The organism is Acinetobacter sp. CAU_H_29a_1, assembly GCF_058599505.1.
On record NZ_CM178655.1, the window covers coordinates 2,004,290 to 2,025,390 of the forward strand.

The following is a 21,101-nucleotide window of genomic DNA, read 5'->3' on the forward strand; positions in this document are numbered from 1 at the left end:
AACACTTTTAAGAGTTCTGCTATGCTAAAAGCCCATAAAATCAAGCATGGATGATTTACATGAGCGTTACTATTGGTACTCCACTTCAGCCTTCAGCATTTAAAGTCCTGCTATTGGGTTCTGGAGAGCTTGGGAAAGAAGTTGTGATTTCTTTACAACGTTTAGGTGTAGAAGTTCATGCTGCTGACCGTTACGATCATGCTCCTGCAATGCAAGTGGCACACTATGCCTATACCTTAAATATGGCAGATGCGACAGCGCTTAAACAACTCATTCAGGACGTTAAGCCGAATTTAATTATCCCTGAAATTGAAGCCATTGCGACACAAGTATTGGTTGAAATCGAACAAGAAAATATTGCCACAGTCATCCCCTCTGCAAAAGCGGTCAATTTAACCATGAACCGTGAAGGCATCCGTCGTTTAGCTGCCGAAGAACTGGGCATACCGACATCGGCTTACCGTTTTGCAGATACTTTAGAATCTTTCCGTGCTGCATGTGATGACATTGGTTATCCAAACTTTGTTAAACCAGTCATGTCCTCTTCTGGTAAAGGCCAATCCCGCGTAAAAGAATTTTCAGAAGTGGATGCTGCGTGGAAATATGCACAAACAGGTGGTCGTGTAAATCAAGGGACTGTCATTGTAGAATCTCAAATTGATTTTGATTTTGAAATTACGCTATTAACAGCACGTTCAAAAAACCCAGAAACAGGTGAAATTGAAACTTCGTACTGCGACCCAATTGGTCACCGCCAAGACGCGGGCGACTATGTTGAAAGCTGGCAGCCTCAAGCCATGACACCAGCGGCCCTCGACGAAGCAAAGCGTATTGCCAATAAAGTCACCATCGCATTGGGTGGCTGTGGTATTTTCGGTGTAGAACTCTTTGTCAAAGGCGATAAAGTGTGGTTTAGTGAAGTATCTCCACGCCCACATGACACAGGTCTTGTGACGCTTGCCTCTCAGTTCCAAAGTGAATTTGAACTACATGCTCGTGCGATTTTGGGCCTACCTGTAAATACAGCACGTCATAGCGTTGCAGCGAGTGCCGTGATCTATGCAGGTGTGGATGCAAATAACTTATCTTTTTCTGGCTTAAATCTTGCTTTGGCAAACCCAAATACTGATTTACGCATTTTTGGAAAACCAGAAGGCTTTACACGTCGCCGTATGGGCGTTGCGACAGCGCGGGCTGAAACAACCGACCAAGCGCGTGAACTAGCGGCCGAAGCTGCTGGACTGGTGAGCGTTCATCAAAATTAAGCATTGTTAAAATATACGGATACGGTTCATGATCAATACTTCTCCACTGCTTAACTATGTCAGCAGTAATCACGACATCAAAGCGATTAATCAATGGCGTAGTGATGTCGAAAATCAATTACAAGAAAGTTTTGATCATGGCCAATCCATCCGCGATGTCATTTTAACGCGTTCAAATATGACCGATGAAGCGCTTATTTTCCTATGGAAATATGCAAAACTCGATCAGACAGACTTAAGTTTATTTGCTGTCGGTGGTTACGGTCGCAAAGAGATGCTACCTTACTCAGATGTAGACATCATGATCTTGTCTGAGGATGAGTTTAGCGAAGAACAAGAGAAACTCATTTCTGTCTTTATTTCCTCACTTTGGGATGTCGGCAATTTCAAGCCCGGCATTAGTGTACGTACCATTACCAACTGTGTTGAGCAAGCAACCTCCGACTTAACAGTTGCCACCGCCCTCATCGAATCTCGTTTAATTACAGGCAATGAACACTTAGCCAAATGGCCGCGACGCATTGTTTCACAAACATGGACAGACAAAACCTTCTATGATGCAAAAATGGAAGAACAGGCTAAGCGTTATGCACAGCATAACTTTACGGAAAGTAATCTAGAGCCCGATATTAAAAATGCGCCGGGTGGCATTCGGGACATTAACCAAATTGGTTGGATTGCTAAGCGGCATTTCCGCGTCAACCGTATTTATGACTTGGTGCATTTAGGCTTTATTTCGGAGTTTGAGTTGGGGGTATTAGAAGAAGCCGAAAGCTTCCTCTGGGAAATTCGTCATCACCTACACCGCCTCACTAAACGTGATGAAAACCGTTTACTGTTCGACTATCAACGTGACATTGCCGCAAAGTTTGGCTATGTGCGTGAAGAAGGTAAATCACCGAATTACCCAATTGAACAATTCATGAAACGTTATTATCGAAGCGCTCAACAAGTCACCACGCTGAATGAAATGCTGTTGGCTTATTTCAATGAATCTGTGATTACCCCACGCCTACCGAACTATGAGCGTAACATTGAAGAAATCAATGAAAATTTTAAACTGGTCGACGGCAAACTAGCGGTTCAACACCATAAGATTTTCTCTGAAAACCCAAGTGCTATTTTAGAAATTTTCTATATATTGGCTAATCGACCTGAAATTACAGGCATTCGCGCGCGTACGCTACGGCTGTTAATTTTGGCGGCTAAACTCATTGACCAAAAATATAGAGATAATCCAGCGCATCAAGCCCTGTTTATGGCCATCATTCGCTCACCCCATCGTTTATACGAAACCATGGTGGCAATGAAACGTTATGGCGTTTTAGGTAACTATATTCCTGCATTTGGGCAGATTATGGGGTTGATGCAGTACGACTTGTTCCATATCTATACCGTGGATGCACATACTTTATTATTACTGCGCAACTTAAACCGTTTCAAAGAACCTGAGTTTGCCAAAGACTTCCCTGTCGTCAGTTCAGTGTTCCAACGTCTGGCACGTCGTGACATTGTTTATTTGGCTGCCATTTTCCATGATATTGCTAAAGGCCGTGGCGGTGACCATAGTGAGCTAGGTGCAACCGATGCGATTGAATTCTGTCGTAGTCACGGTTTTACCGAACGCGAATGCAACCTTGTCGCATGGCTCATCCAAAATCATTTACTCATGTCCGTCACTTCTCAAAAGAAAGACATTTCTGACCCCGATGTGGTTAAAGCGTTTGCTGAGAAAATGGGCGACATGGAACATCTCGATTATCTATATACGTTGACAGTTTCGGATATCAATGCAACCAATCCTTCACTTTGGAATACGTGGCGCGCATCTCTCATGCGTCAGCTCTATACCCATGCACGTGACGTGATTCGCTCAGGTTTAGGCCGTCCTGTGGATTATCAAATGCTCATCGAGGACACTAAGTTTTCTGCCAGCGAACAACTGGTCGAAGAGTTTGCACTAGATGATGTCGAAAAAGTCTGGCAAGAACTGGGGGATGAATATTTCCTCAAAGAATCTGCCGATGAAATTGCTTGGCACACACGTGCTATTTTACAACACGGTGACAACCCTGAACCGCTGGTTTTGATGCGTGCACAGCGTAAATTTGCTCAAGATGCGGTACAAATCTTTATTTATACCCAAGATCAGCCCAACCTGTTTGCAACAACGGTTGCTATTCTCGATCGTATGAATTTGGACGTACAAGATGCGCGTATTATTACCGCGACCAAAGCATTTAGCTTAGACACTTATGTCGTGCTTGACCGTTTTGGTACGCTACTAACCGACCCTGAACGTGAAGCCAAAGTGCTGTCAGCGTTAAAAGATGCATTAGCCAATTCAGATAAATACCCTGGGCTCATGCAACGTCGCATACCACGTCAGCTGCGTCATTTTGACATTGAAAACACCGTTGATATTACGCTGAATGAAGCACTGCAACAAAACATGGTCGAAATTGCAACACTTGACCATCCCGGCTTACTTGCCAAAGTAGGCGGGTTGTTTATGATGCAAGGTTTAGATATTCACTCTGCTAAAATTGCCACCCTAGGTGAGCGTGCCGAAGATATTTTCTTTGTCACCAAAAAAGATGGTCAACCCATGACCGAAACTGAAGCTGAAACTTTTGCTGCACAACTAAAATCAGCCTTAGATGAAGCCTCTAGTCAGGTCTGTGGTCAACATTAACAATACACACTGGTATTTTGTTTCATGAACTCGAGTTTATCCCTTTTACACCCTTATCCTTTTGAAAAGTTGAATAAACTATTTCAGGATATTACTCCCGCAGACTTACCCCTCATTCCACTCTCGATTGGTGAGCCTAAGCATCCTGCACCCGAGTTTGTGAAACAAGCCATTATCTCTAATTTTCAGCATTTATCGACCTACCCAAACAGTAAAGGTATACCCGAATTACGCACCAGTATTGCAAACTGGCTAACCCGTCGTTTTCAACTCAATCAGATTAGTGCAGAAAACAATATATTGCCTGTTTCGGGCACACGTGAAGCAATTTTCTCTTTTGTGCAGGCATTGGTAAATCGTGAAGATGCGCCTTATGTGGTTATGCCTAACCCGTTCTACCAAATTTATGAAGGTGCCGCTTTACTTGCTGGAGCAAAACCGTACTTTGTAAATTGCACCGAAGAAAATGGTTATCTCGGTGACTTTGATGCTGTGCCTGCTGAAGTCTGGGAGAAAACAGCCTTGTTATTTGTCTGTACACCGGGAAACCCAACTGGTGCGGTGTTATCAAAAGAACAATTCAAAAAATTAATCGCACTGTCAGACCAATATGGTTTTGTCATTGCATCGGATGAATGCTATTCAGAGCTTTGGTTTGATACTGCACCTGTGGGCCTACTCGAAGTTTGTGCTGAAATAGGCCGAGATGACTACAAAAACTGTGTCGTATTCCACTCACTGTCTAAGCGCTCAAACTTACCGGGTATGCGCTCTGGCTTTGTCTCGGGTGATGCAGCATTGCTCAAACCTTATTTACAATACCGTACGTATCATGGTGCGGCGATGCCTGTACAGCACCAATTGGCTTCGATTGCAGCATGGGATGACGAAGCGCATGTTGAAGAAAACCGTGTGCAATATCGTGCAAAATTTGATTTATTTCAAAAGGAATTAGGCCATATACTGCCCCTACAAAAACCAGATGCAGGCTTTTACTACTGGTTAAAAGTAGATAATGACGAAACTTTTGCAAAAATGCTCATGGAAAAAGCACATGTCAAAGTACTTCCTGGACGTTATTTGTCACGCGATACTGAGCAAGGTAACCCAGGCGAAAACCATGTGCGTCTTGCGCTAGTTGCAGATCTTGCACAGTGTGAACAAGTCATTGCTCGCCTTAAAGCAATTTTATAAATAAGCTCATCTAAAAAGAAAACCTCCCATAACGGAGGTTTTCTTATCTTTATTCGATTAAAAATCAAATGATGCACTAAGCATAAATGTTCGCGGTAAACCAGCAACTAAATAGCCATTATTGGTGTTGCTTGTATTGTTAATATTGTCATATAGACCAACAGAACCCCAATAATCCTGATCAAATACATTATTCACAAGGAAGTTAAATGTTGTTGGGGTTTGACCAAACTGAGTTCTATAACTTGCACCTAAATCAAGCGTAGTCCAATCTTTAACTTTCAAATTATTGTCCAAGCTTGCATAAGTTGAACCTGTATAAGTCAATTGGGCATTCAAAGAAATATCTTGCGGGAGTGGTAATTTCCAATTCGTGCCTAGGTTCGCCTGAAACTTTGGAACCCCTACTTCATAATTTCCATCATAAATAGCTGAGCCAGTATTCTCTTGCGTCGCATGCATCCACGTTAAACCACCTAAAACAGTCAAGGAGTCTGTAAGCTTTCCATAACTGCTCAGTTCTAGCCCCCGATGAACGTATTCACCAGAATCACTAAATACACCATTTTGCATAATGCCACGTTGTTTATTAGGGTGTGTTGACACTTTTAGCTTAAAAAAATAGCGAAGTAGTAAAATCAAATCGCCAAACCCAATTTTACTATTCGCTATGCCTCGTACCATGCTGACAGATCAACACTGGCAAAAGTTGAAAGTTATTCTGCGTAATTTATCCATTCACCACAACTCAAATTTACGCAATTTTATTGAAGCTATTCTCTATAGAATTAGAACAGGCTGTCCGTGGCGAGATATTCCTTGTTGTTTTGGTCATTCAAACTCTATTTTCAAACGTTTTAATCGTTGGTCAAGCAGCGGTAAGTTACTTAGATTATTCAAATTATTAGCCTCATGCCCCGATATGGAGTGGATTTTTATTGATGGCTCTCATGTACGTGCTCATCAACATTCTGCCGGCATAGCGAATCAATCTATTTCTAAAAGTGTAGGAGGAAACTCCTCAAAAATACATTTGATTGTTGATGCACATGGCAATCCTATTGATTTCATGATTACCGATGGAACCACACATGATGTTAAAGTTGCACCTGATTTAATATCAACATTAGATTTAAAAGAGACAAAAGTGGTATGTGCAGATAAAGGCTATGATTCAGAACCACTGCGTGAACAGATCAGGAAAACAGGCACTAAAGCGAATATACCAAAGAAAACAAATAGCCAATCGAACAATGACCATATGGACTGGTATTTATATAAAATCAGGCATTTAGTTGAAAATATGTTTTGTAGATTAAAGCAATTTAGAGGAATAGCTACTCGATATGACAAGCTCAAAAGAAATTATCAAAGTTCTGTTGCTTTAGCCTGTATATTTTTATGGCTACCTTTATAGGGTTAATTATGAACAGTAAATGTCAACAGACCCTAGGTGTTTAGTCCCAGATTTTAATGGTGCAATATTCTCAGATAAATGGAAGGAAGCACTATGGGACAAGTTCTACACAGCAGCGCCACAACGACACAGGCAGTGCGTCGAGCAATACAAAATAGTCAAGAGAGCTTAAGAACGCTAGCCAAGCGTTACGGCATCAATCAAAAGACCGTCGCAAAATGGAAGAAACGTACTTCAGTAGATGATCTTACAACCGGCCCAAAGAATCCTCGCTCAAGCGTGTTATCGCCTGAAGATGAGGCGGCAATTGTTGCTTTTCGAAAACGCACTTTGTTGCCGCTAGACGATTGCCTTTATGCATTGCAGCCGAGTATTCCTTATCTGACACGCTCGTCGTTACACCGCTGCTTGCAGCGGCATGGTATTTCACGACTGCCTGAGGTACAAGGTGATCGCCCTGTCAGGAAGCGCTTCAAGAGCTACCCCATTGGTTACTTTCATATCGACATTGCTGAGATGCAAACAGCACAGGGTAAGCTTTATCTCTTCGTTGCCATTGATCGCACTTCCAAGTTTGCGTTCACTGAATTGCATACTAAAGCCAGTAAGATGGCAGCCGCGGAGTTCATGCGCAATCTGGTTAAGGCTGTGCCCTATAGAATCCATACGGTGCTAACAGATAACGGCATCCAGTTCACGAACCGCACCTGTGATCGCTACGCCTCTGAGCACATCTTTGATCGGGTTTGTACTGAATGTGGCATTGAACATCGTCTTACCAAGGTTAAGCATCCATGGACCAATGGACAGGTCGAGAGGATGAACCGAACGATTAAAGAAGCTACTGTCAAACGGTTCCATTACGACGATCACACTCAGCTATGCATTCACCTTGCTGATTTTATTGCTGCATACAACTTCGGCCGCAGACTCAAAACACTCAGAGGCCTGACTCCCTACGAATTCATCTGCAAACAGTGGACAGATGAACCTGAACTTTTTAAGATTGATCCGATCCATCAAATGCCGGGACTAAACACCTAGTTTTCTTGAAAATTACCATATCCTCGTCCAACACGTACACTCGGATCTGCCTTTAGTACATCCCCAACACTCTTTGCTTGACGCTCTTGAATATATTGGTTGGTATAGCTAGTTAAGTTAAATGGCGTATCAAGAGTTTTTTGATTCCCAAAAATCCCAACTCGCCCGCCAGTCGCGACCTGTCCACCAGCGAAAGCCTCCATTAAACCATTTGCAGAAGCATCGGCACTTGCAACTATACGGATTGTTTCCAAAGCTGTAACATTACTCGCCTGAGATGATGAGTCAAATTCAACGACTACTGGAGCTTCGGCAGCATATGAAATACTGTACCCAGATACACATGCCATCATTAACACCAATGGTTTCAGCTTAACCATTTCCTACCCTTTTTCATCAATCTAAAATTCGAGCCTGATAGTAAATGAGAATTGATCTTAGTCAAAATGATTTAATTCTCATTTAAATTGTAAATTCAAATGAGAATTAATTATTCCATTGTTATAACTTATGAGGTCAGACAACTGATTGACTTTTACTTTAAGATGCTCATATTACAAGTCCATCTAATAGCAAAACGATTGCAAAAGAGGCAAAGCAGCACCCTGACATCTTATAAAGCCAATTGAGTCGCTGGGTTAAAAAATGATTCCAACGCTTCCAACTCAATAACTTAAGCAACAGCAGATTCCACATCAGAACCAGTGCCACCATCCAGAGACTCATTAAAAGCAAAGTATAAAAATCAAATTTTGAATAAACCAGCAATATCAAACTACTATAGAACATCATATTTTTAGGATTCAGCAAACTTGACTGTAAACCTTGAGTAAAACATAGAATTCTCGTTTGAGGAGGTGCAGGATCACGCGCTTGAACATCAACATTTTCATGATACTTATCGCGAAAACACTGCATAGACAAATACAACAAATACAACAAATACGCAATACCTAATCCGCGTAGCAAAATCAGAACATAGCATGAATATGGCCAAGCCAACCCAGTAAAGCAAAAATCAGCACTAGAATAAAAGCATTCCCAGCCACAATACCGAAAACTGTATATCGTGCCCTTCTTTGCCCACTGTTTAATGCCGTCATCAGAATTAGGAAAAAATCGGGGCCAGGAGAAAGCAAAGCCATAAAATGCGTCACAGCAATAACAATAAAAAGCTCCATCACTTATCTCTCTTTAAAAGTGAGACAAGCCTAACGACGGATTAAGATCAACTCTTGGATAAAATTGCGCGATGTTGCTTTTGATAGAGCTTAGGCGTAGTGCCCGTTAAATTTTTAAAAACACGATGAAAATGACTTTGGTCACTAAAGCCCAGCGTATAACTCAGTTGCGCTATATCCATGGCTTGTTTTAAAAATGTACGTGCATCATTAATTTTATGATTCAATTGATAAGCGTGCGGCGTCATGCCTAAAGATGATTTAAATAACCGAATAATGGCATATCGACTCAATTGGACTTCTTGCGACATTTGCTCTAATGATAAAAACACGTCAACATCCTGAATCATTGATAAAAGCTGCTTAAACTCTTGCCGTGCATAGTGTTGAGGAGCAAGCAATTCTAGATGAATATATGGAAATAAAAGCTCAGTAAGTGTTGTGATTAAGCTTTGTTCTTTTTCCCAATAAGACAGTGCAGTATCAAATAATTGACTGTTAAGACAACTGAAGTCATGATACATCTTAGGCTGTTTATACAGCACGGGTTTGAACTGCGGTATGTCTTGATAAGTATCTTTATGTGCAGTTTCTTGTATTAACTGGTTCAACCAACGTGCATCTAAATGCATCATTTGGTAGCTCCAAGCCTGATCTGGAACAGGATTACACGCATGTTCGACATGTGTAAGAACCAATACCAAGATACCCGCGTCTATTTGTTACGTTCCACCGAAGTGGCTAGTGAAAATACTGTTGCCTTGATCCACCGTTCCAATTGAAAATGTCGGATGACTATGAGCTTTATAACAGGCACGACTTTCACATGCCCTACGTGTTTCCACATAAGGCATGCATGAATCACTCCAAAACTCTACACGATCAGGCTGAAACTGACTATTCACAACCAGTCCAAAAAATTTTACGTTTGCAGTGCTTTTTCAATATCATCTTGAATTGCTTCAGGTTTAGTGGTTGGCGCATATCGATTAATTACTTTGCCATCTTTTCCAATTAAGAACTTGGTAAAATTCCACTTAATCCCACTACCTAAAATACCTTTACTATTATTAGTTAAATAACGAAAGATGGCGTGAGCCTCAGGGCCTTTCACATCGACTTTGGAAAACATAGGGAAACTAACTCCATAGTTCTTTTGACAGTATGCGCCTATTTGCTCATTACTTCCCGGATCTTGCCCCCCAAATTGGTTACAAGGAAAGCCCAAAACTTCAAAACCTTGTGCCTTGTATTGTTCATATATTTTTTCTAAACCTGCAAATTGTGGAGTAAAGCCACATTTACTGGCTGTATTAACTATGAGCAGGACTTTGCCTTCATAGTCAGCAAAAGATTTATTTTTCCCATCTAACAATTCCGCTTCAAACTGATAAATGTTGGTCATGGATAAGTATCCTCATCACTTTTTTCTTGTGTTTCTAGTTCTAATGAAGCCGAGTTTACACAGTAACGTAAACCTGTAGGCTCAGGTCCATCTGTAAAAACATGGCCTAAATGAGCATCACAGTGATGGCATACAATTTCAGTACGCACCATGCCATGTGAAGTATCTTGATGCTCTTCTATAACAGCTGTATTTACGGGCTTATAAAAACTTGGCCATCCGCAACCGCTGTCATATTTATTTTCAGAAATAAATAAAGGTGTCCCACAGCAGCGACATACGTAAGTCCCTGCTTGTTTAGTATTCCAATATTTACCTGTAAAAGCTGGCTCCGTCCCCTTTTGTCGCGTAATGCGAAATTCCTCTGGTGATAACTCTCTTTGCCATTCTCGGTCTGTTTTACTGAGCTTTCCCATGATTAGGTCCCTTTCTATCTTGCTATTTAAAATAGGATAATCCCATATTTACGTGATTCATCTTAAAATTTCTAGTGTTTAATTCACAATTTACAAAAGACCTATAATCCCAATAAAAGCAAAAAGTAAGCAAATTTAAAAACATGGTGAGCAATTTTATTTCTTAAATGCTTTTTTGGAAGCAATTTTAATGTTAGTCTTATTGACATTCTTGCTTAGGATTAAAAAATGTCGCAAAAAAAGAGCGTTATTTTTAAACATCTACTGCCTGTGATTAAACAATATCAACAGGTAGGATTTACGCATGAAAAAATTGTTGCTTTACTTAGAGATGAACATGATCTAGACCTAGTAACAACAGAAACATTTAAAAGTTATTTATATCGTTATGCAAAAGTGACCTCCACTCTTTCCGAGAACATCAAAATGCCGAACACTCTCCAAACCCCACGCGAAATAAAAAAATCGTCTAAGCTCGAGCATGTTTGCTACGACATTCGTGGGCCAGTGTTACGAGCGGCCAATGAAATGGAAGAAGCTGGTCATAAAATTATCAAACTCAATATTGGCAACCCTGCACCGTTTGGCTTTGAAGCACCTCAAGAAATTATTAATGATGTGGCTTTAAACCTACCAAATGCAGTAGGTTATACCGACTCAAAAGGGATTTTCCCTGCGCGTAAAGCCATCTGTCAGTACTATCAACAAAAAGGCATTTTAGATATGCATGTTAATGACGTGTATATCGGAAATGGTGTCTCTGAATTGATCGTGATGGCGATGCAAGGCTTGTTAGATGATGGTGACGAGATGCTCGTGCCGATGCCTGACTATCCGCTTTGGACGGCTGCGGTGAATTTATCAGGCGGTACAGCGATTCACTATAAATGTGATGAAGAAAACTTCTGGTATCCCGATATTGCGGATATGGAGAGTAAAATCACACCACGCACCCGTGGTATCGTGATTATCAATCCAAACAACCCAACAGGTGCAGTTTATCCACGCCATGTACTTGAGCAAATCGTCGCATTGGCTAAAAAGCATGATTTGATTTTGTTTGCAGATGAAATTTACGACAAAATCGTTTACGACGGTATTGAGCATGTTTCTGTAGCAGCGTTAGCGGGTGACCAACTCTGTATTTCATTCAATGGTTTATCTAAAGCATACCGTATTGCGGGTTACCGCTCAGGCTGGATGGCAATCACAGGTGATAAGTCTCGTGCGGTCGATTATATTGAAGGTTTAGACATGCTCGCTTCTATGCGTTTGTGTGCCAACCACCAAGCACAGTATGCGATCCAAACAGCTTTAGGCGGTTACCAATCAATCAATGATTTAATTCGCCCAGGCGGTCGTTTGTACGAACAGCGTAATATTGCTTGGCAAATGTTGAATGACATTCCTGGCGTATCTTGTGTTAAACCTGAAGGCGCGATGTATTGCTTCCCGAAATTGGACCCAGAAATCTATCCAGTTCAAGATGATGAAAAACTGATGCTTGATCTACTTCGTGCGGAAAAAGTACTTCTGGTTCAAGGCACAGGCTTTAACTGGCCTACACCAGATCATTTCCGTGTGGTATTCCTCCCTGCTGAAAATGAACTACGTGAAGCCATTACCCGAGTAGGCCGTTTCCTTGCGAAAATGCGTTAATTGATCACTTAAAAAACCGTACTTTATGTACGGTTTTTTTATTTACAAAACTGTAATACTTCACTTTTTAAGTTTGGCATAAGTTTAAATTAAGCAGCCACATTGCTGTGATTCCATGTAAATGATGGGGAGTCGCTTATGGGGACAATTGCGGTAACATCTTGGAAATACAACGCTTCCACACGCTATTTAAAAATTTTCTATGCCGATGGTTCAGGCGAGCTGTACCACCCTGTGCCTGAATTTATTTATAACAACTTAGTTCGATGTAATAATAAAACAGCCTTTGTTCATAAATATTTAGAATATGATTTGCACTTTACGCGCTTAAGTATTCATTAATTTTTGAATCTCAAACAATCAGGATTTATCCTGATTGTTTTTCATGATTCCACGTCACCACCAACAAGCCCGCACCAATCGCTAATGTAGACAGGCTAAACTGCTCGTCCTGCTGAATAAGCGCGATGAAGTCCATGACTTGATCTGCATGCGATAGAACATTATCAACCACCAAAACTCCGCGTGAAACACACATCAGCCGTTTCAAATCTGGCCAATAGTCGACATAAGCATCACGCTCAGCATCTAGCAATATAAAATCAAAGATGGCTTGCGACTGCTTCAAATATTCAGCTGCGTCACCCACCCAAAACTCAACACCATTGGATAAATTGAAATCCGCAAGATGGCTAGCGGCTTGTTGACTTCTCTCAGCATCAATTTCTAAAGTGGTTAATCGAGCATTCACTTGTTGCGCAGCATAAGCCAACCATAAGGTTGAGTAACCTGTTGATGTACCTATTTCTAATATCTGCTCAGGCTGTTGAATATGCACCAGTTGCGCCAAAAATTGTGCAGACTCAGGCTCAATATTGCGAAAGCGCGCAATACGATCTGCTTGCGTACTGTCATGTTCTTGAAAGCGTTGATATAAAGCCGATACTTTACTCAAAAATTCTGCATGCATCATCCAATCCCCCTCTACTTTACTTAGCGTTGTTTATACTTCTTGAATCAGTTTAAAGCGCTCAACTTCACGGTCATCTTCTAGCATTACCGTTTCAGTAAACATGACAAGTGGACGTACCCAAATCGAGTAATCACCATATAAACACTGATAAACCACCAGTTTTTCTTCAGTTTCACTATGCGTCGCTACATGTAAAACTTGATACAGTTGCCCTTTATAATGCTGATAGATACCGCGCTGTAATTGCATCGCTTGCTTCCCTATTTTTTAATTGTCTTGATCATACCTAATTTATACGGCTTAAACTGCAAATCACTTGAAAAATCATTTAAATCCCCCATATAGCTTTATGAAATGATTGAAGAAAACATTTTAAATCTATAAAACCGATTATTAAAATAAAAACAAACTGTTTTATCTATTTTTAGATTTACTCTATGATTCTTCTATCAAATAAATTTATAGACTGCTTTGGAGAGCTTAACAATGTTAGATCAAAATACTTCAACTCAATTAAAAACACTTCTTGAACGCCTTGAAGGTCCGATTGAATTGGTTGCGACTTTGAATGGTTCTGAGAAATCAGACAAAATTAAAGAATTGGTTGAAGAGGTTGCAGCACTGTCTCCACTGGTGACTGCACGTTTTGATGGTCAAAACTCACGTGCGCCCAGCTTTGGTGTGGCAAAAGCCGGTGAAGAGCCGCGTGTGTTCTTTGCGGGTTTACCGATGGGGCATGAGTTTACCTCTTTGATTTTGGCATTGTTACAAACCTCTGGTTATGCACCCAAAGTATCGGATGAAGTTTTGGCTTCAATCAAAGGTTTGGGCATCCAGTCTAACTTTGATGTATTTGTCTCTTTAAGCTGTCATAACTGTCCAGACGTGGTGCAAGCCTTGAACCTGATTGCCATTTACAATCCAGGCACGACAGCCACCATGATTGATGGGGCATTCTTCCAAGACGAAGTTGAAGAACGCAAAATCATGGCTGTACCGATGGTGTTCCAAGACAACAACCATATTGGTCAAGGCCGTATGACTTTGGAAGAGATTGTTGCCAAACTGGATACCAATTCAGCAGCTAAAGAAGCTGAAAAACTCAATGCCAAAGATGCTTTTGATGTTTTAGTGATTGGTGGTGGTCCTGCGGGAAATACCTCAGCCATTTATGCAGCACGTAAAGGTATTAAAACAGGGATCGTGGCTGAACGTATGGGTGGTCAAGTCATGGATACCATGGACATTGAAAACTATACCTCGATTCAAAAGACTCAAGGGCCGAAGTTTGCTGCTGAAATGGAAGCACATGTACGTGAGTACGGTCTGGACATCATGAACTTACAACGTGTCTCTAACATCAAAGGTGCGGATGAGACAGCGAATGGCTTGGTTGAAGTCACTTTAGAAAATGGTGCAAAACTTGAATCTAAAACGGTGATTCTTTCAACAGGCGCACGTTGGAGAGAGATGAATGTGCCGGGTGAAGCAGAATATCGTACTCGTGGTGTTGCCTACTGCCCACACTGTGATGGTCCACTGTTTAAAGGCAAACGTGTAGCAGTAATTGGTGGAGGGAACTCAGGTGTCGAAGCTGCGATTGATCTTGCTGGGATTGTTGAACATGTGACTTTAGTTGAGTTTGATACCAAACTACGTGCTGACCAAGTGTTGCAAGATAAATTGCATAGCTTGCCTAATACCACAGTGATCCTGAATGCACTATCGACTGAAGTTGTGGGTGATGGTTCACAAGTGACAGCATTGAAATATAAAGACCGTGCGACCGATGTAGAACATACGGTAGAGCTTGCAGGAATCTTTGTACAAATTGGTTTATTGCCAAACACTGATTTTCTCAAAGAAACAGCGGTTGAGCTTTCAAACCGTGGTGAGATTGTGATTAACGATCGCAATGAAACCAATGTCAAAGGTGTATTTGCCGCAGGTGACTGTACGACAGTACCTTACAAGCAAATCATCATTGCCACAGGTGAAGGCGCGAAAGCATCACTGTCTGCTTTTGATTATATTATTCGTTCTGGCGTGTAATCCTCTCAGACGCTTCTCTGCTAAAGGCTTATAGGCAACTCAGCTTATAAGCCTTTTTATCACGCTGTTTTTTATAAAAAATTACATTTTTTTAACAATAATGTAGTCTGCTTTACATTCAAATTAGATTATATTTTGCCCAACCCCTACTTTTGGGTATAAAACGAAAAGGATATGAAAATGAATAAATTACTTATTGCTTTAGGTCTTGCTGCTGCTGTTGTTTTAGTGGGTTGTTCAAAAGAAAAAGCACCTGAAACAGGTGCAACGACAGGTGAACACCTTGAAAATGCTGCTGAACAAGCAGGTCATGACATTAACAAAGCTGCAAGTGAAGCCGTATCTGACACTCAAAAAGCTGCAGATGAAGCATCTGCAAAAATTGGTGCTGCCGCTGACGAAGCTGCTACGAAAACAGAAGCTGCTGCTGAAGATGTTAAAAATGCCTCTAAAGAAGCAACAGCTCATGTTGCTGGTGCAGTAGAACAAGGCGCTGCTGATGTAAAAGAAAAAGCGCAATAATATTTCTAAGCTTAAAAAAGCCTCCCACTCGGAGGCTTTTTTATGGGCTATGCTATAGTAGATGAAACTTGCATTATTAAATAAATCATAACTTTAAAACTTTGAGGATGATCTATCGTCATGTCCTATTCTCACCATATTGAACCTCATTTAATTCATCGTACTGGTTGGCTACGTGCAGCGGTATTGGGTGCCAATGACGGCATCATTTCAGTGACCAGTTTGATTATGGGGATGGCGGCCAGTGGCGCAACCAGCCATACCTTACTCATCACGTGTATTGCAGGGCTCATTTCAGGTGCGAGCTCTATGGCTGCGGGTGAGTATATTTCGGTGAAGTCTCAATCAGATATTGAAGAAGCTGACTTAAAACATGAAGCCCGAGAATTAGATAAAAACCCGCATTTAGAACTTAAAGAACTGACTCAAATTTATATACAACGCGGACTAGAACCCGAGCTAGCACATGAAGTCGCGGTGCAACTCAGCGCACATGATGCACTGTCTGCACATGCACGTGATGAAATAGGCATCCATGAAAATACCAGTGCTAAACCACTTGAAGCCGCGGGCTCTTCTGCCCTCGCCTTTTCACTGGGCGCTCTGTTTCCCATGCTGGCCATTCTCTTAAGCCCTCAAGGCTATCTGACTCAGTCAGTTGCCCTTACAGGCGTACTGTCTTTACTCGGTTTAGGGGCTTTATCAAGCTATTTTTCTGGGACATCTATGTGGACAGGCGCATTTCGTGTGACGCTATGGGGGATTTTTGCGATGCTGTTTGCCAGTTGGATTGGTTCACTATTTAATGTGCATGTTTAACGTCAACAACACGATAAGCGTTAACAATCTACCTATTAAAAATGTAAAAAGCCCATGGATTGAATGGGCTTTTTACTATTTGAAGCATCATTCATCATCAACTTTAAGCTTGCACATTTTTCTCTGAGCCACTACTCAGATGCACCATTACTGACGGTTGCGCTTCAAGTCTACAGGTGAGAAAGCTTAGCCTCGAATTAGTATGAATTGTTTAACGTCTGTTCTTCTTCATCATAGCAGCCCAAAACGTCATAGAAATGATGAACCAACTCCTCCCTGCTTACATCTCGCTAGATTGTTTTTTCATTCATATAACGCCAGTAGCGTTTAGGAACATATTGCACATGTATTTTGATATTTTTTCTTGCCTCGATGTTGATACTTTTAAAATAATCTTTCCATAACTGGTCATACAGCAGCTCATCATCATCTAATTCAACACTAAAGGACTGGCTGTGTCCGACTTTGTGTGCATGATCAATTTGATCCACATCCATCTTCACCTGATGCACAGCTGTCAAATCATAATAAATTCCAAAATTTCTTCTTTCATCATAAATCAACCATCTTTGGTCTTGATATCGGTTTCTAAAATGCCGTTCTATCAGTGGTAAAACATTAAAATCTGGCTGTACCAAACTTAGAAACAATCCATCCTGACATTTTTTAAAGCGGACAAAAGCTTCCATACGATGCTTTTCCCTGCCCACTTGTTTGGCCCACTGCGAAACAGCCAATACATCCGTATGCGCATAGTTATGATCTACCGCATGTGTATTTTTAAACACATAGATACAGAAATTAAAAAGATGTTGATGTGCCTGTTCCTGCTCAGACAGAAAGCAATAATAAAAAGATCGCAGACTCTCAGCTGTGATTTTTTGTTTTAATCCCCGCCAAACTCGCTCTGCGTGTTCATCATTTGAAGCAACCTCAATACACTCATCAAACAAGCTGGCTTGGGAATTGTTAGATGCAAGCTTGACGTCAAAATCTTTAAACTGAAAGCTCCTATACACACAACTCAGCAACCCAGTCATGCTTTGATCAAAGCAATATATCGACATACTAAAAACCAAAGCCCAGTTGAGGTGAAAGCTGTTTTTGATATTTAGATTGCCCCGATTGCAAAATGTGCTGCCGAATCTGGTTCGCTTGTTGTTCTTTTTTAAACTTTGGCGTATCTGCACAGCGAATAAAATGCTGTGCCCGATTGTAAGCAATGCCCATACGCTTTAGTTGATCGATATAAATCTGCCCAAAACGACGAGCTTGCACAATTTTTTTAGCCGATTGAACACCTATCCCCGGAACACGTAAAATCATACGATAGTCTGCATGTTGAATATCAACAGGAAAATGCTCAGGGTTACGTAGTGCCCAACTTAGCTTCGGGTCGATGTCCAAATCTAAATTCGGATGCTGATCATTCACAATTTCCTGCGCATCAAAACCATAGAAACGCATGAGCCAATCCGATTGGTACAGCCGATTTTCTCTTAATAATGGCGGTGCAGAACCCACAACAGGAAGCATTTTTTCCTGTTCATTGATTGGGATATAACCTGAAAAATACACCCGTTTGAGCTGATACACTTTGTAATGATGATCTGCCATTAAAATAATATCTTTGTCTGTTTCTTGATGTGCGCCCACCACCATCTGAGTGGTTTGTCCCGCTGGTACAAACTTCGGCACATGCTGAATCACACGCCGCTCATCCGTCAACTTAATTAAGCGATCGCGTACAATGCCCAAGTCCTTTTGTACTTCTGCATGTGATTTTTCAGGTGCAAACTGTTTTAAACCAACTTCTGTCGGCATTTCCAAGTTAATACTCATGCGGTCTACATATAAGCCCGCCTCGGTAATAATCTCTTGGGAAGCACCTGGTATCGTTTTTAGGTGAATATAACCATTAAAGTTCTCTTCAAGGCGTAACTTTTTCACTACTTGTAGCATTCGCTCCATAGTGAAATCAGCTGATTTAAAAATACCTGAACTGAGAAATAAACCTTCAATATAATTGCGGCGGTAAAAGTTGATGGTTAAATCCACCACTTCTTGTACGGTAAACGCGGCTCGTTTGACATCATTAGAGCGTCTAGAAACACAGTACGAACAATCAAAAATACAGACATTTGAAAATAGAATTTTAAGTAATGAAACACAACGACCATCTTCTGTATAACTATGGCAGATACCGTTTCCTGTATTCCCCAAACCTTGGTTTTTGTTTTTACGATTGCTACCACTGGACGAACAGGACACGTCATATTTAGCTGCATCAGCTAAAATCTGTAGCTTTTCACGGATACGATCGGTCATGACGATCCTCGGTAAAATCTAAAATAAAAGTATAAAAAAATTCAGACTAAAAGCATTACCAATACACATACCCAACGACATAGCCCGTCGCTAAAAACCGAAAAATAAACGTGATTGCTTTAGGGTGTGTTGACACTTTTAGCTTAAAAAAATAGCGAAGTAGTAAAATCAAATCGCCAAACCCAATTTTACTATTCGCTATGCCTCGTACCATGCTGACAGATCAACACTGGCAAAAGTTGAAAGTTATTCTGCGTAATTTATCCATTCACCACAACTCAAATTTACGCAATTTTATTGAAGCTATTCTCTATAGAATTAGAACAGGCTGTCCGTGGCGAGATATTCCTTGTTGTTTTGGTCATTCAAACTCTATTTTCAAACGTTTTAATCGTTGGTCAAGCAGCGGTAAGTTACTTAGATTATTCAAATTATTAGCCTCATGCCCCGATATGGAGTGGATTTTTATTGATGGCTCTCATGTACGTGCTCATCAACATTCTGCCGGCATAGCGAATCAATCTATTTCTAAAAGTGTAGGAGGAAACTCCTCAAAAATACATTTGATTGTTGATGCACATGGCAATCCTATTGATTTCATGATTACCGATGGAACCACACATGATGTTAAAGTTGCACCTGATTTAATATCAACATTAGATTTAAAAGAGACAAAAGTGGTATGTGCAGATAAAGGCTATGATTCAGAACCACTGCGTGAACAGATCAGGAAAACAGGCACTAAAGCGAATATACCAAAGAAAACAAATAGCCAATCGAACAATGACCATATGGACTGGTATTTATATAAAATCAGGCATTTAGTTGAAAATATGTTTTGTAGATTAAAGCAATTTAGAGGAATAGCTACTCGATATGACAAGCTCAAAAGAAATTATCAAAGTTCTGTTGCTTTAGCCTGTATATTTTTATGGCTACCTTTATAGGGTTAATTATGAACAGTAAATGTCAACAGACCCTAGATATTTTTCGAGAAAATACTGAATATTATTTGCCAATTTTGCAGTGCTTGGGCAAAGTGTCTATATGTAAAAGGAGCAAGTACATGTCTTTATTATTAGAACGTCTTGAAATTAAACATCCTATCTTCCTTGCACCGATGGCCGGTGTTTCTACACCAGAGCTTGCAGCGGAGGTTTCAAATCAAGGCGGGCTAGGCTCACTTGGATTAGGCGCAAACACAGCAGAGGCCGCACGTACTCAAATTTTAAAAACCCAAGCACTAACTGAACAACCTTTTCAAGTTAATTTTTTCTGTCATCAAAGTGTCGAACTTGATCCAACTATCGCACAAACATGGATTGATTTTGTAAGACCTCATTTTGAACAATACGATGCAGAACCACCTACTCAACTGCACTGTATTTATCCTAGCTTTTTGGACAATGATGACTTTTTAAATGTTGTACTTGAGACTCGCCCTAAAGCCGTGAGTTTCCACTTCGGTATTCCGCATCCGCACCAAATACAGGTGCTAAAAGACGCTGGCATTTTAACCATGGTTTCTGCAACCAACCTAGCGGAAGCACAGGCCATTGAAGCAGCAGGAATTGATTTTATTATTGCTCAAGGCATAGAAGCAGGTGGACACCGCGGGATTTTTAATGAACATTTTGATAGTGCAATACGTACGGTCGACCTCGTACAATTACTGACTCAGCACTGTCGGTGCCCGATTATTGCTGCGGGTGGCATTATGAATGGTACACAGGCTCAGCAGATGTTAAGCCTAGGTGCGAGTGCGGTACAGTTGGGGACAGCTTTCGTACAATGCAAAACATCGAATGCCAATGATGCCTACCGTCATGCACTTTTCCATGAGCACATCACACAAATAAGTGCCAGTATTTCAGGTCGCCCTGCGCGCGGTTTACTGGGTCACTGGCATACTCAAATTGATTTACCGAATCGCCCTACGGTTGCTGCATATCCATACTGTTATGATCTTGGAAAACAATTACATGCCGCAGCGACCAAACAAGGCGATCAAGGTTTTGGCGCATTTTGGGCAGGTACAAATGTGTCGCAAATTCGTGCCATGGAAGCACCGGACTTAATTAACCAACTGTTGGTTGAAATGCAACAAGTCAGCTATTAAATCGCGTTATTC

General features: G+C 41.0%; 18 protein-coding genes and 5 pseudogenes. 12 read left to right on the forward strand and 11 right to left on the reverse strand.

Going from position 1 to position 21,101, the window contains the following annotated elements; all coding sequences use genetic code 11:
• The first annotated feature begins 50 nt into the window (after window positions 1-50).
• The 3 genes from purT to dapC are packed head-to-tail and all read left to right on the forward strand — an operon-like array spanning window position 51 to window position 5,154.
• Window positions 51-1,265 carry a formate-dependent phosphoribosylglycinamide formyltransferase gene (gene purT / locus AC4MDD_RS10015; RefSeq protein WP_491881546.1) on the forward strand — a complete coding sequence of 405 codons (1,215 nt, stop codon included), beginning with the start codon at window positions 51-53 and terminating at the stop codon, window positions 1,263-1,265.
• A gap of 28 nt (window positions 1,266-1,293) precedes the next feature.
• Window positions 1,294-3,960 carry a [protein-PII] uridylyltransferase gene (gene glnD, locus AC4MDD_RS10020; protein WP_491881547.1) on the forward strand — a complete coding sequence of 889 codons (2,667 nt, stop codon included), beginning with the start codon at window positions 1,294-1,296 and terminating at the stop codon, window positions 3,958-3,960.
• 24 nt (window positions 3,961-3,984) lie between these two features.
• Window positions 3,985-5,154 carry a succinyldiaminopimelate transaminase gene (dapC, locus tag AC4MDD_RS10025; RefSeq protein WP_491881548.1) on the forward strand — a complete coding sequence of 390 codons (1,170 nt, stop codon included), beginning with the start codon at window positions 3,985-3,987 and terminating at the stop codon, window positions 5,152-5,154.
• Between the two features lie 57 nt (window positions 5,155-5,211).
• Here the strand turns inward: dapC and AC4MDD_RS10030 are convergent.
• Window positions 5,212-5,745, reverse strand: a pseudogene (locus tag AC4MDD_RS10030) (TonB-dependent receptor domain-containing protein); the annotation flags it as partial.
• 79 nt (window positions 5,746-5,824) lie between these two features.
• Between AC4MDD_RS10030 and AC4MDD_RS10035 the strand changes: the two are divergent.
• Both AC4MDD_RS10035 and AC4MDD_RS10040 read left to right on the forward strand, forming a co-directional pair.
• Window positions 5,825-6,590: pseudogene (locus AC4MDD_RS10035) on the forward strand (IS5-like element ISAba31 family transposase).
• A 74-nt stretch (window positions 6,591-6,664) separates the two neighbouring features.
• Window positions 6,665-7,615: an IS481 family transposase gene (locus AC4MDD_RS10040; protein WP_006582413.1), complete on the forward strand. Its 951-nt coding sequence runs from the start codon at window positions 6,665-6,667 to the stop codon at window positions 7,613-7,615.
• On the opposite strand, the pseudogene AC4MDD_RS10045 reads toward AC4MDD_RS10040, so the two are convergent.
• From AC4MDD_RS10045 to msrB, 6 genes and pseudogenes are all read right to left on the reverse strand, one after another.
• Window positions 7,615-7,995, reverse strand: a pseudogene (locus tag AC4MDD_RS10045) (TonB-dependent siderophore receptor); the annotation flags it as partial. The gene AC4MDD_RS10040 and the pseudogene AC4MDD_RS10045 sit on opposite strands and share 1 nt — an antisense overlap.
• Before the next feature lie 169 nt (window positions 7,996-8,164).
• The gene (locus AC4MDD_RS10050; protein ID WP_491881549.1) at window positions 8,165-8,617 is read right to left on the reverse strand and encodes a LysE family transporter; all 453 of its coding nucleotides are present in this window, start codon (window positions 8,615-8,617) and stop codon (window positions 8,165-8,167) included.
• The gene (locus AC4MDD_RS10055) at window positions 8,587-8,799 is read right to left on the reverse strand and encodes a hypothetical protein (RefSeq protein ID WP_491881550.1); all 213 of its coding nucleotides are present in this window, start codon (window positions 8,797-8,799) and stop codon (window positions 8,587-8,589) included. The genes AC4MDD_RS10050 and AC4MDD_RS10055 overlap by 31 nt, the downstream gene beginning before the upstream one ends.
• 44 nt (window positions 8,800-8,843) lie before the next feature.
• A pseudogene (locus AC4MDD_RS10060) lies at window positions 8,844-9,650 on the reverse strand (AraC family transcriptional regulator).
• Window positions 9,651-9,718: 68 nt separating this feature from the next.
• A complete protein-coding gene (locus tag AC4MDD_RS10065) occupies window positions 9,719-10,201 on the reverse strand; it encodes a glutathione peroxidase (RefSeq protein ID WP_110975958.1) in 483 nt (160 codons plus the stop codon).
• Entirely contained in the window at window positions 10,198-10,617 is a 420-nt protein-coding gene (gene msrB, locus AC4MDD_RS10070; protein WP_004693474.1) for a peptide-methionine (R)-S-oxide reductase MsrB, read from the reverse strand. The genes AC4MDD_RS10065 and msrB overlap by 4 nt, the downstream gene beginning before the upstream one ends.
• A gap of 228 nt (window positions 10,618-10,845) precedes the next feature.
• Here msrB and AC4MDD_RS10075 point away from each other — a divergent pair, with 228 nt between their 5' ends.
• A complete protein-coding gene (locus AC4MDD_RS10075; protein ID WP_062032676.1) occupies window positions 10,846-12,276 on the forward strand; it encodes a pyridoxal phosphate-dependent aminotransferase in 1,431 nt (476 codons plus the stop codon).
• Between the two features lie 138 nt (window positions 12,277-12,414).
• Window positions 12,415-12,618 (forward strand): KTSC domain-containing protein, encoded by a 204-nt coding sequence (locus AC4MDD_RS10080; protein WP_004980128.1) that lies wholly within the window; start codon window positions 12,415-12,417, stop codon window positions 12,616-12,618.
• A 25-nt stretch (window positions 12,619-12,643) separates the two neighbouring features.
• Here the strand turns inward: AC4MDD_RS10080 and AC4MDD_RS10085 are convergent, their stop codons facing one another.
• Complete coding sequence (locus tag AC4MDD_RS10085) at window positions 12,644-13,249, reverse strand: O-methyltransferase (RefSeq protein WP_004693480.1); 606 nt, start codon at window positions 13,247-13,249, stop codon at window positions 12,644-12,646.
• A gap of 30 nt (window positions 13,250-13,279) precedes the next feature.
• Window positions 13,280-13,498, reverse strand: a complete 219-nt coding sequence (locus tag AC4MDD_RS10090; protein WP_010326569.1) for a DUF1653 domain-containing protein — start codon at window positions 13,496-13,498, stop codon at window positions 13,280-13,282.
• A 237-nt stretch (window positions 13,499-13,735) separates the two neighbouring features.
• Between AC4MDD_RS10090 and ahpF the strand changes: the two genes are divergently transcribed.
• From ahpF to AC4MDD_RS10105, 3 genes are all read left to right on the forward strand, one after another.
• Window positions 13,736-15,301: an alkyl hydroperoxide reductase subunit F gene (gene ahpF, locus AC4MDD_RS10095; protein WP_491881551.1), complete on the forward strand. Its 1,566-nt coding sequence runs from the start codon at window positions 13,736-13,738 to the stop codon at window positions 15,299-15,301.
• A gap of 180 nt (window positions 15,302-15,481) precedes the next feature.
• Window positions 15,482-15,823: a hypothetical protein gene (locus tag AC4MDD_RS10100; RefSeq protein WP_491881552.1), complete on the forward strand. Its 342-nt coding sequence runs from the start codon at window positions 15,482-15,484 to the stop codon at window positions 15,821-15,823.
• 120 nt (window positions 15,824-15,943) lie between these two features.
• Window positions 15,944-16,642, forward strand: coding sequence for a VIT1/CCC1 transporter family protein (locus AC4MDD_RS10105; protein WP_234951731.1), 699 nt, complete (start codon window positions 15,944-15,946; stop codon window positions 16,640-16,642).
• Between the two features lie 290 nt (window positions 16,643-16,932).
• On the opposite strand, the gene AC4MDD_RS10110 is transcribed toward AC4MDD_RS10105, so the two are convergent.
• Both AC4MDD_RS10110 and AC4MDD_RS10115 read right to left on the reverse strand, forming a co-directional pair.
• Window positions 16,933-17,709, reverse strand: a complete 777-nt coding sequence (locus AC4MDD_RS10110) for a TIGR03915 family putative DNA repair protein (RefSeq protein WP_234305091.1) — start codon at window positions 17,707-17,709, stop codon at window positions 16,933-16,935.
• A 1-nt stretch (window position 17,710) separates the two neighbouring features.
• Window positions 17,711-18,970: a putative DNA modification/repair radical SAM protein gene (locus tag AC4MDD_RS10115; protein WP_491881553.1), complete on the reverse strand. Its 1,260-nt coding sequence runs from the start codon at window positions 18,968-18,970 to the stop codon at window positions 17,711-17,713.
• A 200-nt stretch (window positions 18,971-19,170) separates the two neighbouring features.
• On the opposite strand from AC4MDD_RS10115, the pseudogene AC4MDD_RS10120 reads away from it, so the two are divergent.
• Both AC4MDD_RS10120 and AC4MDD_RS10125 read left to right on the forward strand, forming a co-directional pair.
• A pseudogene (locus AC4MDD_RS10120) lies at window positions 19,171-19,936 on the forward strand (IS5-like element ISAba31 family transposase).
• A gap of 100 nt (window positions 19,937-20,036) precedes the next feature.
• Window positions 20,037-21,089 carry an NAD(P)H-dependent flavin oxidoreductase gene (locus AC4MDD_RS10125; protein ID WP_491881554.1) on the forward strand — a complete coding sequence of 351 codons (1,053 nt, stop codon included), beginning with the start codon at window positions 20,037-20,039 and terminating at the stop codon, window positions 21,087-21,089.
• Window positions 21,090-21,101 lie beyond the last annotated feature (12 nt).

Excerpts from the sequence above, each read along its gene's own strand:
- AC4MDD_RS10105 (WP_234951731.1), top strand. The coding sequence starts at position 15,944 with ATGTCCTATTCTCACCATATTGAACCTCATTTAATTCATCGTACTGGT.
- AC4MDD_RS10100 (WP_491881552.1), top strand. The coding sequence starts at position 15,482 with ATGAATAAATTACTTATTGCTTTAGGTCTTGCTGCTGCTGTTGTTTTA.
- dapC (WP_491881548.1), top strand. The coding sequence starts at position 3,985 with ATGAACTCGAGTTTATCCCTTTTACACCCTTATCCTTTTGAAAAGTTG.
- AC4MDD_RS10115 (WP_491881553.1), bottom strand. The coding sequence starts at position 18,970 with ATGACCGATCGTATCCGTGAAAAGCTACAGATTTTAGCTGATGCAGCT.
- glnD (WP_491881547.1), top strand. The coding sequence starts at position 1,294 with ATGATCAATACTTCTCCACTGCTTAACTATGTCAGCAGTAATCACGAC.
- AC4MDD_RS10065 (WP_110975958.1), bottom strand. The coding sequence starts at position 10,201 with ATGACCAACATTTATCAGTTTGAAGCGGAATTGTTAGATGGGAAAAAT.
- AC4MDD_RS10125 (WP_491881554.1), top strand. The coding sequence starts at position 20,037 with ATGTCTTTATTATTAGAACGTCTTGAAATTAAACATCCTATCTTCCTT.
- AC4MDD_RS10080 (WP_004980128.1), top strand. The coding sequence starts at position 12,415 with ATGGGGACAATTGCGGTAACATCTTGGAAATACAACGCTTCCACACGC.
- ahpF (WP_491881551.1), top strand. The coding sequence starts at position 13,736 with ATGTTAGATCAAAATACTTCAACTCAATTAAAAACACTTCTTGAACGC.
- AC4MDD_RS10075 (WP_062032676.1), top strand. The coding sequence starts at position 10,846 with ATGTCGCAAAAAAAGAGCGTTATTTTTAAACATCTACTGCCTGTGATT.
- AC4MDD_RS10110 (WP_234305091.1), bottom strand. The coding sequence starts at position 17,709 with ATGTCGATATATTGCTTTGATCAAAGCATGACTGGGTTGCTGAGTTGT.
- msrB (WP_004693474.1), bottom strand. The coding sequence starts at position 10,617 with ATGGGAAAGCTCAGTAAAACAGACCGAGAATGGCAAAGAGAGTTATCA.
- AC4MDD_RS10090 (WP_010326569.1), bottom strand. The coding sequence starts at position 13,498 with ATGCAATTACAGCGCGGTATCTATCAGCATTATAAAGGGCAACTGTAT.
- purT (WP_491881546.1), top strand. The coding sequence starts at position 51 with ATGATTTACATGAGCGTTACTATTGGTACTCCACTTCAGCCTTCAGCA.
- AC4MDD_RS10040 (WP_006582413.1), top strand. The coding sequence starts at position 6,665 with ATGGGACAAGTTCTACACAGCAGCGCCACAACGACACAGGCAGTGCGT.
- AC4MDD_RS10085 (WP_004693480.1), bottom strand. The coding sequence starts at position 13,249 with ATGATGCATGCAGAATTTTTGAGTAAAGTATCGGCTTTATATCAACGC.